This is a genomic window from Flavobacterium antarcticum DSM 19726 (genome assembly GCF_000419685.1).
Classification (GTDB): Bacteria; Bacteroidota; Bacteroidia; order Flavobacteriales; family Flavobacteriaceae; genus Flavobacterium; species Flavobacterium antarcticum.
The window spans coordinates 91,543-108,183 of the sequence record NZ_ATTM01000004.1 but is presented as its reverse complement, the minus strand read 5'-3'; the positions used below and the strand labels follow the sequence as shown (position 1 = coordinate 108,183).

Annotated in this window: 13 protein-coding genes and 1 tRNA gene; 12 read left to right on the top strand and 2 right to left on the bottom strand. The window is 34.7% G+C overall.

Features of this window, described 5'->3' with window-relative positions; translation table 11 throughout:
- The first annotated feature begins 139 nt into the window (after positions 1 to 139).
- The 12 genes from YWA_RS0107825 (at position 140) to YWA_RS0107770 (ending at position 14,145) form a co-directional block, all read left to right on the top strand.
- Positions 140 to 700: an NADPH-dependent FMN reductase gene (locus tag YWA_RS0107825; RefSeq protein ID WP_022827956.1), complete on the top strand. Its 561-nt coding sequence runs from the start codon at positions 140 to 142 to the stop codon at positions 698 to 700.
- Positions 672 to 1,346 (top strand): TIGR02117 family protein, encoded by a 675-nt coding sequence (locus YWA_RS0107820; protein ID WP_022827955.1) that lies wholly within the window; start codon positions 672 to 674, stop codon positions 1,344 to 1,346. Before YWA_RS0107825 ends, YWA_RS0107820 begins: the two co-directional genes overlap by 29 nt.
- A gap of 128 nt (positions 1,347 to 1,474) precedes the next feature.
- On the top strand, positions 1,475 to 3,331 hold the full coding sequence (locus YWA_RS0107815) for a DNA topoisomerase IV subunit B (RefSeq protein WP_022827954.1): 1,857 nt from the start codon (positions 1,475 to 1,477) through the stop codon (positions 3,329 to 3,331).
- Positions 3,332 to 3,392: 61 nt separating this feature from the next.
- Complete coding sequence (locus tag YWA_RS0107810; protein WP_022827953.1) at positions 3,393 to 6,089, top strand: DNA gyrase/topoisomerase IV subunit A; 2,697 nt, start codon at positions 3,393 to 3,395, stop codon at positions 6,087 to 6,089.
- Between the two features lie 39 nt (positions 6,090 to 6,128).
- Positions 6,129 to 7,124, top strand: a complete 996-nt coding sequence (locus tag YWA_RS0107805; RefSeq protein WP_022827952.1) for a TerC/Alx family metal homeostasis membrane protein — start codon at positions 6,129 to 6,131, stop codon at positions 7,122 to 7,124.
- 140 nt (positions 7,125 to 7,264) lie between these two features.
- Positions 7,265 to 7,762, top strand: a complete 498-nt coding sequence (tpx, locus tag YWA_RS0107800; protein WP_022827951.1) for a thiol peroxidase — start codon at positions 7,265 to 7,267, stop codon at positions 7,760 to 7,762.
- A gap of 1 nt (position 7,763) precedes the next feature.
- Positions 7,764 to 8,138, top strand: a complete 375-nt coding sequence (locus tag YWA_RS0107795) for a diacylglycerol kinase family protein (protein WP_022827950.1) — start codon at positions 7,764 to 7,766, stop codon at positions 8,136 to 8,138.
- 54 nt (positions 8,139 to 8,192) lie between these two features.
- Entirely contained in the window at positions 8,193 to 10,643 is a 2,451-nt protein-coding gene (locus YWA_RS0107790; protein WP_022827949.1) for a DNA translocase FtsK, read from the top strand.
- A gap of 1 nt (position 10,644) precedes the next feature.
- Positions 10,645 to 11,298: a LolA family protein gene (locus tag YWA_RS0107785; protein ID WP_245557705.1), complete on the top strand. Its 654-nt coding sequence runs from the start codon at positions 10,645 to 10,647 to the stop codon at positions 11,296 to 11,298.
- 9 nt (positions 11,299 to 11,307) lie between these two features.
- Entirely contained in the window at positions 11,308 to 12,801 is a 1,494-nt protein-coding gene (locus YWA_RS0107780; RefSeq protein ID WP_026718665.1) for an LptF/LptG family permease, read from the top strand.
- Positions 12,782 to 13,915: a 3,4-dihydroxy-2-butanone-4-phosphate synthase gene (gene ribB, locus YWA_RS0107775; RefSeq protein WP_022827945.1), complete on the top strand. Its 1,134-nt coding sequence runs from the start codon at positions 12,782 to 12,784 to the stop codon at positions 13,913 to 13,915. Before YWA_RS0107780 ends, ribB begins: the two co-directional genes overlap by 20 nt.
- A gap of 145 nt (positions 13,916 to 14,060) precedes the next feature.
- Positions 14,061 to 14,145 (top strand) — tRNA-Ser (locus tag YWA_RS0107770).
- A gap of 368 nt (positions 14,146 to 14,513) precedes the next feature.
- On the opposite strand, the gene YWA_RS0107765 is transcribed toward YWA_RS0107770, so the two are convergent.
- Complete coding sequence (locus tag YWA_RS0107765) at positions 14,514 to 15,140, bottom strand: carbonic anhydrase (RefSeq protein ID WP_022827944.1); 627 nt, start codon at positions 15,138 to 15,140, stop codon at positions 14,514 to 14,516.
- 29 nt (positions 15,141 to 15,169) lie between these two features.
- A complete protein-coding gene (locus YWA_RS0107760; protein ID WP_026718664.1) occupies positions 15,170 to 16,588 on the bottom strand; it encodes an alkaline phosphatase in 1,419 nt (472 codons plus the stop codon).
- Between the last annotated feature and the right edge of the window lie 53 nt (positions 16,589 to 16,641).

The following is a 16,641-nucleotide window of genomic DNA, read 5'->3' as shown; positions in this document are numbered from 1 at the left end:
TTTTGTTTGCCTACATTTTAGCTTTGTTGGTAAATACGCGTACTTTGAAACTTTCAAATCATATAAAATTTAAGAGCGTAGTTGTAATTATAAATTTTTAACTTTACAATAAATTTGAACACCAAAGAAAAATCAATTTATGAAAATTATCGCTTTTGCGGGAAGTAACCACTCCAACTCCATTAATAAAAAATTAGCGACCTATGCTTCTAGTCTCTTTAAAAATTGTGAAGTAGAAGTGTTAGACTTAAACCATTATGAAGCACCACTTTTTAGCATCGATACTGAAAAGGTAATTGGCCAAGCCGAAGAAGCGAAATCTTTTCTAGAGAAAATAAATTCGGCTGATATTTTGGTGGTTTCTTTAGCTGAACACAATGGGAATTATGCTGCAGCGTTCAAGAATTTGATTGATTGGTGTTCGAGAATTGAAAAAGGTTTTTTTCAAAATAAACCGATGCTTTTAATGGCAACTTCTCCAGGAGCTCGCGGAGGAAAAAGTGTTTTGGAAATTGCGCAAAATAATTTAACGCGTTTTGACGCAAATATTCAAGCTGTATTTTCGTTGCCCAGTTTCAATGAAAATTTTGATCTTGAAACGAATAGAATTACTAATGCCGACCTTGATAGTGAACTGAAACAAAATGTTCAAAAATTACAAATATTAATAGATGAAGAAAGTGCTTATAATTTTAGCTAAAACAGTTTTAGCATTAGTAATTTTTATAATAGTGTATGTGATTTTTGCACTATTAATTCCTTATATTTCAGTTAATTCTAAAGATGTCCAGCCCAAAGAGGATGTAGAGGTGTACATTAAAACCAATGGCGTTCATACTGATTTAGTAGTTCCAATAAAAACAGGATATAAAGACTGGAGTAAAACCATAAAATTCAGTCAAATTAAATCGCAAGACAGCACCATGCAGTTTATTGGTTTTGGTTGGGGAGACAAAGGATTCTATTTGGACACTCCCGAATGGTCGGATTTAAAATTCAGTACCGCTTTTGTAGCTGCTTTTGGACTCGGAAGTTCGGCGATGCATGCAACTTTTTATAAGCAAATCAACGAAAATGAAGACTGTATAAAAATTAAAATTTCTGCTGACGAATACAGAAATCTGATTGCTTATATCGAAGCAAAATTTCAACTTGATGCCGATGGAAATCCAATTTTGATTGATGCAACGACTTACGGTCAAAATGATAGTTTTTATGAAGCCAAAGGTTCGTACAGTTTCTTTTATACTTGCAATACTTGGGCAAATAATGGTTTAAAAGCGATGGATCAGAAAGCGGCACTTTGGACCCCAAGTGACTTCGGGATTTTTCAACATTATAAGTAAATAAGTAGCAGAAAAACCTCTAGAAAACAACATTTAAAGTGGTTAAATTCTTTTTGATAACTTTATTTACACCCACTTTTATCTTTTGTCCAGATACCGTATATTAGCTGAAAATCCACAATTTTCAAATGGCCGAACAAAATAAGTACGACGAAGATAATATCCGTTCACTTGACTGGAAAGAGCACATCAGAATGCGACCAGGAATGTACATCGGAAAATTAGGCGACGGATCTTCTCCTGACGATGGAATTTACATTTTACTTAAAGAAGTTTTAGACAACTGTATCGATGAATTCGTTATGGGTGCTGGGAAAACCATTGAAGTTTCCATCAAAGATAAAACGGTTTCTGTTCGAGATTACGGTCGTGGAATTCCTTTGGGGAAAGTGGTTGACGTGGTTTCCAAAATGAATACAGGTGGTAAATACGACTCACTTGCATTCAAAAAATCCGTGGGACTAAATGGTGTTGGAACAAAAGCGGTAAACGCACTTTCGCATTATTTTAGAGTAGAATCTGTTCGTGACGACAAACAAAAGGCCGCTGAATTTTCAGGTGGAAATCTGGTTCTTGAAGAAGACGTCATTGAATCTACAAAACGGAAAGGAACAAAAGTAATTTTTGTTCCCGACGAAGCTATTTTTAAAAATTACAAATTCAGAAATGAATATGTAATTAAAATGCTTAAAAATTACTGTTATCTGAATACAGGATTGACCATTTTATACAATGGTGAAAAATTTCATTCGGATAACGGACTTAAAGATTTATTAGAAGAAAACATCGCTGAGGAAGATATGGTTTATCCGATCATCCATCTTTTAGGTGAAGATATCGAAGTGGCTTTGACACATAGTAAATCGCAGTATTCAGAAGAATACCACTCTTTTGTTAACGGTCAAAATACCACTCAAGGCGGAACGCACTTAACTGCTTTTCGAGAAGCTTTGGTGAAAACGATTCGTGAATTTTACAATAAAAACTTTGAACCGTCTGATGTTCGAAAGTCGGTAGTAAGTGCGGTCAGTATTAAAGTGATGGAACCTGTTTTTGAATCCCAAACGAAAACAAAACTTGGTTCTACTGATGTTGGACCTGATATGCCAACGGTTCGAACCTTTATTAACGACTTTGTTAAGACGAAACTTGACAACTACTTGCATAAAAATCCGGAAGTTGCCGATTTATTGCTACGTAAAATTTTACAAGCCGAACGCGAACGAAAAGAACTTTCTGGAATTCGGAAACTGGCGAAAGACAGAGCTAAGAAATCCAACTTACACAATAAGAAATTAAGAGATTGCAGAGTTCATTTAGCCGATATAAAAAATCCACGCTATTTGGAAAGTACGCTTTTCATAACGGAGGGAGATTCGGCTTCGGGTTCGATTACCAAATCACGTGATGTCAATACGCAAGCGGTTTTTAGTTTGCGTGGAAAGCCATTGAATTCTTACGGCATGACCAAGAAGATTGTTTATGAAAATGAGGAATTCAACTTGCTTCAAGCGGCTTTAAATATCGAAGAAAACATGGAAGATTTACGGTACAACAATATCGTAATTGCAACCGATGCCGATGTCGATGGAATGCACATTCGGTTATTATTGATTACTTTTTTCTTGCAATTTTTTCCCGAATTAATCAAAGAAGGACATTTGTATATTTTGCAAACGCCACTTTTTAGAGTTCGAAATAAAAAAGAAACGATTTATTGCTATTCTGAAGAAGAACGTGTAAATGCGATTGAAAAATTAAAACCAAAACCAGAAATAACTCGATTTAAGGGTCTTGGTGAAATTTCGCCAGATGAATTCAAGCACTTTATTGGAGCCGATATTCGCCTTGATCCTGTGATGTTAGATAAGTCGACTTCTATTGAAAAATTATTAGAGTTTTATATGGGAAAAAATACGCCCGATAGACAAGAATTTATTATTAATAATTTGAAGGTGGAGTTGGATGTGGTGGAAAAAGAATAACGTAAAACTATTAAAAGTTTTACTTTGAAAAAAAATATAATTTTTAGTTCTTAAATTTATAATGAACGAAGACGAAGAAAATAAATTACCTGAAGAAAACGAAGCATCTCTGAATCAATCATCAAATGATGCAGGATTTGAAGATATTCAAACCTCGGGACATCATTTTTACGAAAATAACGACAATCCGGAAGATACGATTACGAAAGTAACGGGTATGTTCAAGGATTGGTTTTTGGATTATGCTTCTTACGTGATTTTGGAACGTGCCGTTCCTGCGATTGAAGATGGTTTCAAACCCGTTCAACGTCGGATAATGCATTCGATGAAAGAATTAGACGACGGTCGTTACAATAAAGTGGCGAATATCGTAGGTCATACGATGCAGTATCATCCACACGGTGACGCTAGTATTGGCGATGCGATGGTCCAAATTGGCCAGAAAGATTTGATAATCGACATGCAAGGAAACTGGGGAAACATTCTCACCGGCGACAGTGCTGCAGCTTCTCGTTACATCGAAGCACGAATTTCAAAATTTGGTCACGATGTTTTATATTCTCCAAAAATTACAGAATGGGGCGTTTCTTATGATGGTCGACGTGCAGAACCTGTAAATCTTCCTGTAAAATTCCCATTACTTTTAGCACAAGGAGCTGAGGGAATTGCTGTTGGATTGTCTACAAAAGTGTTGCCACATAATTTTAATGAACTGATTGATAGTTCGATAAAAATATTAAAAGGAAAACCATTTACTTTATATCCGGATTATATTACAGCTGGAATTGCCGATGTTTCCAATTATAACGATGGACTTCGAGGCGGTCGAGTTCGCGTTCGGGCGAAAATTGCGCAATTGGACAAGCAAACATTAGTCATTACTCAAATTCCATTTTCGACAAATACGGTAACTTTAATTGACAGTATTTTAAAAGCCAACGACAAAGGCAAAATCAAAATAAAGAAAATTGAAGACAATACTGCCGCTGAAGTTGAAATTTTAATTCACTTATTTCCAGGTGTTTCTCCTGATAAAACGATTGATGCTTTATTTGCTTTCACGGCTTGTGAAACGTCTATTGCACCTTTAGGTTGTGTCATTGAAAACCACAAACCTTTATTTATTGGTGTTTCTGAAATGTTGAAAATTTCTACGCATCGAACGGTTGATTTACTGAAAAGTGAGTTGGAAATTCAATTGGCTGAATTGCAGAATAAATGGCATTTTTCAACTTTAGAAAAAATCTTCATTCGGGAAGAAATGTACATCGACTTCAAGCTGTATTCTGACAAAGAAGCGCTGTATGAATACATGTACAAGAGTTTTGAGCCTTATAGAAATTTATTAGTTCGGGATATTAACGACGATGATTTGCAAAAGTTGACGCAAATTCCAATGATTCGAATTACGCGTTTTGACTCGGATAAAGCGGATGATGCGATTGCAAAATTAGAAGCAGAAATGGAGCAAGTCAAACATGATTTGGAACATATTATTGACTTCGCCATTGCATTTTTCACCAAATTAAAAGACAAATACGGAAAAGGCCGTGAACGTCAAACGGAACTTCGAATATTTGATGATATTGAAGCTACAAAAGTTATTCTTCGGAATACAAAATTATATGTAAATCGGGAAGAAGGATTCTTCGGAACTGGTTTGAAAAAAGACGAATATGTAGCGGATTGTTCGGAAATTGATGATGTAATTGTTTTTCTACGCGACGGATCGATGCTAATTTCAAAGGTTGACGACAAGAAATTTGTGGGCAAAGATATTATTCACATTGCTATTTTCGACAAACAAGACAAACGGACGATCTATAATATGATTTACCGAGATGGAAAATCAGGTCCTTCTTATATCAAGAGATTTAATGTTTCGGGAGTGACTAGGGATAAAGTGTATCCACTTTCGCAAGACAAAGCAGGTTCACAAGTGCTGTATTTTTCGCACAATCCAAATGGAGAAGCGGAAGTAATTACCATTTTGCTGCGGCAAGTTGGTACTGTTAAAAAATTAAAATTCGATATTGACTTTGCTGATTTAGCGATAAAAGGTCGTGGTTCAAAAGGAAACTTGGTTACTAAATATCCAATTAAGAAAATCGAATTAAAGGAAAAAGGAATTTCGACTTTGAAACCGAGAAGAATTTGGTTTGACGATACAGTACAGAAGCTAAATGTAGATGGAAGAGGTGAGTTGCTAGGCGAATTTAAACCTAATGATCGCTTATTGATTATCCAACAATCCGGAAAAGTGAAGACCATAATTCCTGAATTGACGACGCATTTTGATGAAGACATGATTGTGTTGGAAAAATGGTCGCCAAAAAAACCTATTTCCGCGATTTATTTCGAAGGAGAAAAGGAAAAATATTTTGTAAAACGCTTCTTAATTGACAATGAAAACAGGGAAGATATTTTCATAACGGAACATCCAAAGTCGCAAGTTGAAATTGTAGCAACCGATTATCGACCCGTTGCAGAAGTTGTTTTTGCAAAAGTAAAAGGAGTTCAAAAAGAAAATCAAACTATTGATTTTGAAAGTTTTATAACGGTAAAGGGAATTAAAGCTTTAGGTAATCAGTTGACTAGTGATAAAATTAAACAGATTAATTTACTTGAGTCACTGCCATTTGAAATTCCTGTAGAAATCGCTCCAGAAGAGAAAGAAGTTGTTGACCCAATGGAAGTAGATCCAAATACCTCATTGGGAGAAGACGGCCAAATCAATCTTTTCAAAGAAGAAGAGTAATCAAAATAGAAAATTATTAATTAAGTTGTATTACATAAAATGGACCACCCGATATATCTTGAACATCCCTGGCTAATTGCTCTTTTTGGCGTTGTTATTATTGTGATGTTATTGCTGGATTTAGGTGTGTTTAATAAAAACAGCCACGAAATCACTAATAAAGAAGCGTTAAGTTGGTCCGTAGTTTGGATTGGTTTGGCGATGGGTTTTAGTGCGATTATTTACAATATTGCAGGTCCAACGAAATTTTACGAATTTCAATCGGCTTATTGGATTGAAAAAGCACTTTCGGTAGACAACTTGTTCGTTTTTATAATGGTATTTAAGTTCTTTGACGTTGCCAACAAAAACAAGCATAAAATTTTGTTTTGGGGAATTATCGGTGCTTTATTTTTACGTGCCATCTTTATTTTTTCAGGAGCGTATTTAATAAAGTTAACGTATTTAAATACTATACTAGAGAACTTTGGCATAGAAGGCTTAAAGTATAACATCAATATTATCATGACACTGTTTGGTGTGTTTTTAATTTATGCCGGAATTAAATCTTGGATGCCGGAATTGGAAGATGATAGTGCCGATTATAATCAAACTAAAGGAGCTCAGTTGGTTCGGAAGTTCTTTAAAGTAACCGATGAATATGATGGGGATAAATTTTTTACAATTAAAAACGGAAAGCGTTTGGCGACGCCTCTTTTTGTTGTTTTAGCTGTTATTGAGTTTACAGATTTACTATTTGCAGTTGATTCAATTCCTGCCATTTTTGCGATTTCTGACGATCCATTTATATTGTATACCTCTAATATATTTGCAATTTTAGGTTTACGAGCACTATTTTTCCTATTGGATAATTTTCTATATTTATTCAGCATGTTGAAATATGGTCTTGCTATTATTTTGACTTTTATTGGAATAAAAATGGTAATAGCTCCGGTATACCATATTGATTCGATTTTTTCGCTGATTATTATTGGCGGAATTTTAGTAGGTTCTGTACTTTTATCTTTAATTGTTGCTAGAAAGCCCAGTCGATAAGTGAAAAAGCCACACGATCACTTAAATAAAATAGGTATAATTAGAAATAAAATTCTGCTTCTTTAACCACTCATTAACCTACAATAATCTTTAATTTGTCTAAAATATTCTGTATTTTTGACGACTAAAATATTTTTATTATGGCATCAATTACTTTAGGAGGAAATCCTATTCATACAAGTGGCGAATTACCTAAAAAAGGTTCAAAAGCAACTGAATTCAACTTAATCAAAACCGATTTATCACCTGCAACTTTAGCTGATTTTTCAGGTAAAAGAGTAGTTATGAATATTTTTCCAAGCATCGATACGGGAACTTGTGCTCAATCAGTTCGTACGTTCAATGAGCAAGCGAGTAAATTAGAGAACACAACGGTATTGTGTATTTCTAGAGATTTACCATTTGCGCAAAAACGTTTTTGTGGTGCGGAAGGACTAGAAAATGTAATTAATTTATCTGATTTTAAAACGGGTGAATTTGGTAAAAATTATGGTTTAGAAATGACAGACGGTCCATTAGCGGGATTGCATTCTAGAACGGTTATTGTTTTAGATGAAAACGGAACTGTTATTCATGCAGAACAAGTGGGTGAGATTGCGGACGAACCTAATTACGAAGCTGCATTAGCAGTATTGTAAGATGAAACAGGATCACAGCTTTGTCTCAGGACGATTAAAAAGTTTGAAATTTGCACTTGTCGGAGCGTACAAATTGATTACGACAGAACACAGCATTATGGTGCAGTTTTCCTTGGGAATTCTAGTAACAATAGCTGGGTTTTATTTTGAAATTTCAAAAACAGAATGGTTGTTTCAAACTTTGGCGGTTGGTTTAGTACTTAGTATTGAAGGTTTGAATACTGCCGTTGAGAAGATTGCAGATTTTATCCATCCGGAATTCCATACTAAAATTGGCTTTATCAAAGATATCGCTGCTGGAGCTGTATTTTTCGCAGCAATGACTGCTCTTTTGATTGGTGCAATAATTTATGTACCTATTATTCGGGCGCTTTAATTGGTATGTAATCGTAAACTCCTTATATTTATATTTTAAGCATCTAACTCAAGCATGGCGAAAACAGCAAAAAAAACTACTGCATCTAAAAAAGATTCCACTTCGGATTCCACTAAAAAGAAAGGATTTTCGCGTCAGCATAAAATGATTTTTGGAACGCTTTTGCTTTTGTTTTCAATAGCATTGGCGCTTTCTTTTATTTCATTTTATATTTATGGACAACAAGATCAAAGTGCCGTTCATGAAGTTGCAAATCGTGGAATAGAAGTTAGAAATTGGCTTGGAAAATTTGGAGCTTATCTTGCTAACTTGTTTGTTTACGAAGGTTTTGGTGTGGCTGCATTTATATTTGTGCGTTTATTTTTCTTAACCGGAATGTATTTAATTTTAGACTTATCAGTTCGAAAATTGCGTAGCAGTTGGTTCTGGGATAGTTTTGTGGCTATAATTGTAGCTGTTATTTTTGGATTTTTCGCAACTAAATTACCAGAGTTAGGTGGTGTAATTGGTTTTGAAATGAACGATTACCTTCAGGATTATTTAGGCAAAACAGGAACATTACTGGTACTGATTTTTGGACTCATTATTTTTCTGATTTTTAGAATGAAAGTGTCGCCTGATGCAGTTAAAAATTTATTTGAAAAAACGAAGAACAAAGTTGCAGAAGATTTTGAAGCGTTGAAAAAAAGCCGTGAAGAATCGAAATCTTATAATTTAGAGGAATTTGCTGTAGCGGAGGAACCGGAGTTAGTCAAAAAAGAGCCCGTTGTAAAACCTGCTTCAAAATTTGAAATCAATAAAGAGGATATTAAACCGACTATTAATAATTCGTCAGAATTAAATTTAGATCCAAAGCCTAAAAAAGTAGTTTCTGTTCCTGAATTAGTTGTTGATGAAGTCCCGCATCACGAAGAATTTGTTATCGAGAAAGTGGCCGAAGAAGAAACGATTGAAGAAAATACGGCTTCCCGATTAGTGGCTGATTTTGGTTTGTTTGACCCCACTTTAGATTTATCAAATTATAAATTCCCTACTTTAGACTTACTTAAGGAATATTCAACGGGTGGAATTACTATAAACCAAGCTGAATTAGAAGAAAATAAAAACCGTATTGTGGAGACTTTACGGAATTACAAAATTGAAATTGCTCAAATTAAAGCAACTGTTGGTCCCTCTGTTACTTTGTATGAAATTGTTCCGGAAGCGGGAATTCGTATATCAAAAATTAAAAGTTTGGAAGATGATATCGCTTTATCGCTTTCAGCTCTGGGAATTCGAATTATAGCACCAATTCCTGGAAAAGGTACTATTGGTATCGAAGTTCCAAATAAAAACCCAACAATGGTTTCTATGAAAAGCGTCATCGGCTCAGCACGTTTTCAAGAAGCAGAAATGGAATTGCCAATTGCCTTAGGAAAAACGATTAGTAACGAAACATTCGTAGTTGATTTGGCCAAAATGCCTCACTTATTAATGGCTGGAGCGACGGGTCAAGGAAAATCGGTTGGACTGAATGCAGTATTGACTTCGCTTTTATATAAAAAGCATCCTGCGGAAGTAAAGTTTGTTTTGGTTGACCCGAAAAAAGTAGAATTAACTTTATTCAATAAAATTGAACGTCATTATCTTGCGAAACTTCCGGATGGAGGCGATGCGATTATTACTGATAATGCAAAGGTAATCAATACTTTAAACTCATTATGTATTGAAATGGACAACCGTTATGATTTGCTTAAAGATGCAATGGTTCGAAATATCAAGGAATACAATGATAAGTTTAAAGGGCGAAAATTAAATCCTGAAAATGGACACCGCTTCTTGCCGTATATTGTATTAGTAGTAGATGAGTTTGCCGATTTAATTATGACCGCTGGAAAAGAAGTAGAAACTCCAATTGCTCGATTAGCTCAATTGGCTCGTGCCATTGGAATTCATCTAATTATTGCAACGCAACGTCCTTCGGTGAATGTTATTACTGGTATTATTAAAGCGAATTTCCCTGCTCGAATTGCATTTAGGGTAACTTCAAAAATTGACTCACGAACCATTTTAGATACTGCTGGTGCTGATCAATTGATAGGTCGTGGTGATTTATTATATACAAACGGAAATGATGTAGTTCGGGTGCAATGTGCTTTTGTCGATACACCAGAAGTGGAACGAATCACGGAATTTATTGGTTCGCAGAAAGCATATCCTGAAGCTTACTTATTGCCTGAATTTGTTGGCCCAGATGAAAGTGGCACTAAACTTGATATGGATATTTCCGAAAGAGATACTTTGTTCCGAGACGCCGCTGAAATCATTGTTACAGCTCAACAAGGTTCCGCTTCTTTACTGCAAAGAAAATTAAAATTAGGGTACAATCGTGCCGGACGTTTAATTGATCAATTGGAATCTGCAGGAATTGTAGGACCCTTTGAAGGTAGTAAAGCGCGAGGCGTTTTAATTCAGGATTTAAGTTCTCTTGATGATTTTTTTAATAATGAAAAAAATACATTCTAAAATGAAATTCAAGATTCAACTATTTTTAACCGTATTGTTTGCTGTAGTTACTAATTTTCAGGTAAATGCTCAAGATCAAAAAGCGAAAGGCTTACTTGATGAAGTTACTGCAAAAGTAAAAAGCTACGACAATATTGCAATTGACTTTAAGTATTCCCTTCAAAATTTGAAAGAAAATATCAACCAAGAAAGTAAAGGAAACGTGTTACTGCAGAGCAATAACTATGTGCTGAACTTCATGGGAATCACTAAAATTTTTGACGGAAAAAAAGTCTACACTATTGTGCCCGAAGACGAAGAGATTAGTATTTCTAATTTTGACGAAAAGGACGAAAGTGCGATTACACCTTCAAAAATGTTGACTTTTTTCAACAAAGGGTATAAGTATTCGTGGGATATTTTGCAGAATGTTCGCGGAAGAAAAATTCAATACATTAAATTAATTCCAATAAGCTCAAAAGACCAACGCAAAGAGGTATTACTTGGAATTGATGTGCAAACAAAAAACATCTACAATGTAATTGAAACAGGTAAAAATGGCACCAAAACAACAATTGTTGTTAATTCTTTTAAAACCAATCAGCCCGTTTCAAAAAATCAGTTTACATTTGTTAAAAGTAAATATCCCAATTATTACATTAACAATCTAGACTAAACTGCTTGAGTGAAAATACTTGATAAATATCTTTTAAAAACCTTCTTGATTACATTTACTTCGGTATTTGTAATCCTTTTTTTTATCTTTATTTTACAGACTGTTTGGCTTTTTATTGCTGAACTTGCAGGAAAAGACTTGGACTTAATCTTAATTCTAAAGTTCTTAATGTATTCAATGCCCAATGTAATTCCATTGGTATTACCACTTTCGATTTTATTAGCTTCAATCATGACTTTTGGCGATTTATCTGAAAATTATGAATTTGCAGCGATGAAATCTTCTGGTGTTTCTCTTCAACGGGCCATGAAAAGCTTGACTGTCTTCATTTCTATATTAAGTATTGCCGCTTTTACATTTGCAAATAACGTCATTCCATATTCAACGTATAAGTTTTTAAGCTTTCGCCAAAATATAGCACAAGTAAAACCTGCACTAGCTGTTGCCGAAGGACAATTTAGTGAGGTGGGGCCTTTTAATATTAAAGTAGAAAAAAAATCAGGCGAGAAAGGAAGTGACTTAAAAGGAATTACGATTCACAAAAAAAATCCTAATAGCGGTGGAATTAATAACGTGATCAAAGCTAAAAACGGACAATTGCTTAGTAGTGAAGATTCAAATATTCTACAATTGGTTTTATACGATGGATTTCAGTACGAAGATGTAAATCCCGTTAAATACGAGGAACGGAAGAAGTTGCCTTTTGCAAAAACTGCGTTCAAAAAATACACGATGAATCTTGATCTGTCGCAATTGAATAAAGTCGATCCCGAAGAAGCAGTTTCTCAAGGTACAAATACAATGTTAAATATCAATGAATTGTATTATACATTAGATTCATTGAGTGCAAATTATAAAAAAGAAGTCGTTTCTTTTACTGAAAATATTCACTCACGCTCTGGAATTGAAACCGTTCCTTTGCGAATTAACTTGCGGGAAATGGAATCAGACTCGATCAAAAATATTGAAAAAGAAAGAGATATTTCAAAAGACCTACTTAATGGTTACAGTAATACAGAAAAATCTCGATTTTTGGAATTGGCATATAATAACATTACGAGTACGAATTTTAGTATTCAAGCTACAAAAGAAGAATTACTCAGCAAAAAGAAAAACATTAATAATCACTGGATTGCAATTCATGAAAAATTTGTAATGGGATACGCTTGTTTACTCATGTTTTTCATTGGAGCGCCACTTGGAGCTATTATCCGAAAAGGAGGATTGGGATTGCCAATTGTATTTGCAGTATTGATTTTCATATCATTCCATTTCACAAATATGTTGGGAAAAAAAATTGCGCAAGAAGATGGTCTTACGCCTTTTTTGGGAGTATGGATGTCCAGTATTATTCTGACACCTTTAGCAATATTACTGACGTATAGAGCGACAAATGATATCGGTTTAATTAATATGGATGTTGTTCTAACACCGATTCAAAATTTCTTTAAAATTCTATTTAATAAAAATAAAAACAAAAATAATGTCAACGGACAAAATTAAACTCAATTCGATTGAGGAAGCGATTGAAGATATTCGAAACGGAAAAATTATTATAGTTGTTGACGATGAAGATCGAGAGAACGAAGGCGATTTTCTTTGTGCCGCGGAAATGATAACACCTGAAATGATTAATTTTATGGCCACTCACGGACGTGGGTTGATTTGTACGCCATTGACCGAAAGTCGATGCAAGGAATTGGATTTAAAGGCAATGGTGACCAATAACACCGATCATTTAGAAACTGCATTTACGGTATCTGTTGATTTAAAAGGCCATGGAGTTACTACAGGAATATCCGCTGGAGATCGTGCGAAAACTGTACTTGCACTAATCAATAACGACACCAAATCATTTGATTTAGCGCGACCAGGTCATATTTTTCCTCTTATTGCTAAGCAAGGAGGCGTTTTAAGAAGAACTGGACATACGGAAGCTGCAATTGATTTTGCCCGACTTGCAGGATTTAAACCAGCAGGAGTAATTTGCGAAATTATGAATGAGGACGGGACAATGGCTCGTTTACCAGAATTAATTGAAGTTGCTAAAAGATTCGATTTAAAACTTGTTTCCATAGAAGATTTAGTCGCTTATAGAATGCAAAACGATAGTTTAATTGAAAAGAAAGAAGATTTCGAAATCAATACTCGTTTTGGAAAATTCCGTTTAAGAGCTTATCTACAGACAACAAATAACCAAATTCACATTGCTTTAACTAAAGGGACTTGGAATTTAGGAGACGCTGTGTTGACTAGAATCAATTCGACTTTAGTCAATAATGATTTATTAGGAACCTTGACCAACAACGCGGATGAGAAATTAGACGATATGTTTAAGGTGATTAACGAAGAGGGAAGAGGTACAATTGTATTCATTAATCAAGAAAGCCAATCCATTAATTTATTGAACCGAATTGTAGAGCTTAAAGCGTTGCAAGTACAAGGTATTTATAAGGCGCCAAAAATTATAATGGACTCAAAAGATTTTGGAATTGGAGCACAAATTTTACATGATATCAACATCTCAAAAATACGGTTAATGTCAAATTCACAGCAATCAAAACGGGTTGGAATGATTGGATACGGACTAGAAATAACAGATTACGTAAATTATTAAACTATTTTTTGAGGCTAACTTAAAGAGTATGAAAAAGTTAATTTTTCTGAAATAAAAAGTGCTACTTTTTTTGATAAAAAAGCTTTGAGAATAGAAAAAACATCTTATATTTGCACTCGCAATCAGCTAATGAAAGCGAGTCATTGGAGAAATGGCAGAGCGGTCGAATGCGGCAGTCTTGAAAACTGTTGACTGTAACAGGTCCGGGGGTTCGAATCCCTCTTTCTCCGCACAAAAAATCCTAAACGGTATCAAAACCCTTTAAATCTTATGATTTAAAGGGTTTTTTCTTTTTATCTAGGTTCAAATTATCTAATCAGACTTGAATTTAAGTGGATAAGATAATTTATCACAAGTGTATCATTTTTTGGGTAGTTTAATGTCGTCTCACTATAGTACTGACGAGATTTCACTTACTTTAATAATAAAGTATATGTATTGTGAATTTTTCCCTTTAAGAGTCTCTAAAATAGTCCACAAAGAATTCATCTGTCGACTATAGGTAAACAGATTGATTGAAAGAATGAAGAAATTCTTTCCACTTATTCATAGAAAAAAGAAACCCCGAAAAATTTTAATTTTCGGGGTTTGTATATTTTTAGCCTAAATCGTAAATTTCCATAATGTCGTGCATAATTTTATCAACATCGATGTGTAAGTCAATTAGCTTACCAGTTTGGATATCAAAAACCCATCCGTGGACTTTTATATTACGAGATTTGTATGCCTTTTGTACATCAGCAGTCTTTATTAAATTGATGCATTGCTCTTCAACATTGAGTTCCACTAGGCGATTGTATTTTTCTGTTTCACAAGTAATCGCATTCAATTCTATTTTGTGGGTGCGGTATACATCTCTGATGTTCCGCAACCAAGGATTTAAAATTCCTAAATCTTCAGCTTGCATGGCAGCTTTTACGCCACCGCAAAAATAGTGGCCACAAACAACGACATGATTTACTTCAAGATGAGTTACAGCATAATTTAAAACAGACATTACGTTTAAATCTATATTGACAACCATATTTGCAATATTTCGGTGTACGAAAACTTCTCCTGGATTCAGGCCCATAAGTTCTTCGGCAGAAACCCTACTGTCCGAACAGCCAATGTAAAGAATATCGGGATTTTGACCTTTCGATAAATCACTAAAATAGCTGGGATTTAAATTTAATTTATTGGCAATCCAATTTTCGTTGTTTTCAAAAACGCGTTCTAATTTCATATAATATGTTTACTTTTTGAATTGTAAAATTAAAATTTATTTTCTACTTCAGCTGCCTGAAGCATCAAATAATGCAAATCAGTGTTCTTTATGAAAGGTTTCAAAAACTGACTTCCTGGTCCAAAAACGGCAAGTTCAACATAATCTGCCGAGTGATCCATGCTAATCCAGCCTACTGAATTCGTCTTTTGTTGCATTTCTGCGAAAGCTTTAAATGGTAATTTTTTGTAATTGTATAATCCTCCTTCTTCTTTGTGCAAACCATCGTAGTAACTAAGTACTGCTTTAGCATCATCATCTGAAAGCGATGAGCCATTTGAAAAATCAACAACTTCCTTGATTTGAGATAGCGTAGAAGTAGGGTGAATATTGTTTAAAAGCCACTCATTAGTATGCTTGTATTTTTGAATGTTGTCAAAATTATCATTTGCATATTTTCCGTAGATAACACCTGGATTTGCATTTCCGTGATCGGTCGTTATGATAACTAATGTGTTTTTATCTTTTTCGGCAAAATCTATTGCTACTTTAACCGCTTCGTCAAAAGCGACCTGGTCGTAAATCAATCCCCCAATATCGTTTCCGTGAGCTGCCCAATCTACTTTACCCGCTTCCACTTGCAATACAAATCCGTTGGGATGATTTTTCATTCTATCAATTGCTTTTTGAGCCATTTCTGCCAATGACGGAATATTTTCTTTCAGTTTTTCATCTGAATTCCGATCAATAGAGTAAGGCAAAGCGTCTTCGTCAAAAACACCTAGAACAGGTTTGTCATTAGAAGTACTCATCATTTCCGATCGAGTTTTCGCTACTTGATATCCTTTTGCTTTAAAAGCAGCATACATGTCTTTTTTATCTTTCCTGAATTCAGCGTCAAAGTACTTTTGTCCGCCACCCATCATGATGTCAAATCCCTGTTCAAGATATTGTTCTGCTATTTCTGCTTGTCCATTTCTGCTTTTTGAATTTACACAAAAACCAGCTGGCGTTGCATGCGTGATAGGAACTGTTGTCACGCAACCCGCCATTTTTCCAGCTTTCTTGAATTTTTGCCAAATCGGTAAATGTTCTTCTCCATTTGGGCCTACATTTAACGATCCGTTTTTCACACGAAAACCGCCACCCCAAGATGAACTTGCAGCAGCAGAATCAGTTACGATTGAACTTGCCGAAGCAGTATCCATCAATGCACGAGAAACGCGGTTGTCTTTATAGAGTTGAAGCCAGTTAGAACCCACTCCGTTTTTTCGATTTAAATATAAGTCGGCCATGTTCAATGTGCCTGTACTCATTCCATCGCTGACGAGCAAAATAATATTTTTTGCTTTTTTATTTTTGTCAATAAAATCCGTAGTTATTGGAGCTGCAGTGGCTTGAAATGGACTTATAAAGGCAGTTCCTAAGGTAAAAAGCGAACCGTTTCTAAAAAATTTTCTTCTATTCATCATATTGTAATAAGGTCTTCAAAGATAGTAAACTTCTCTTTTTTGAATGTGAA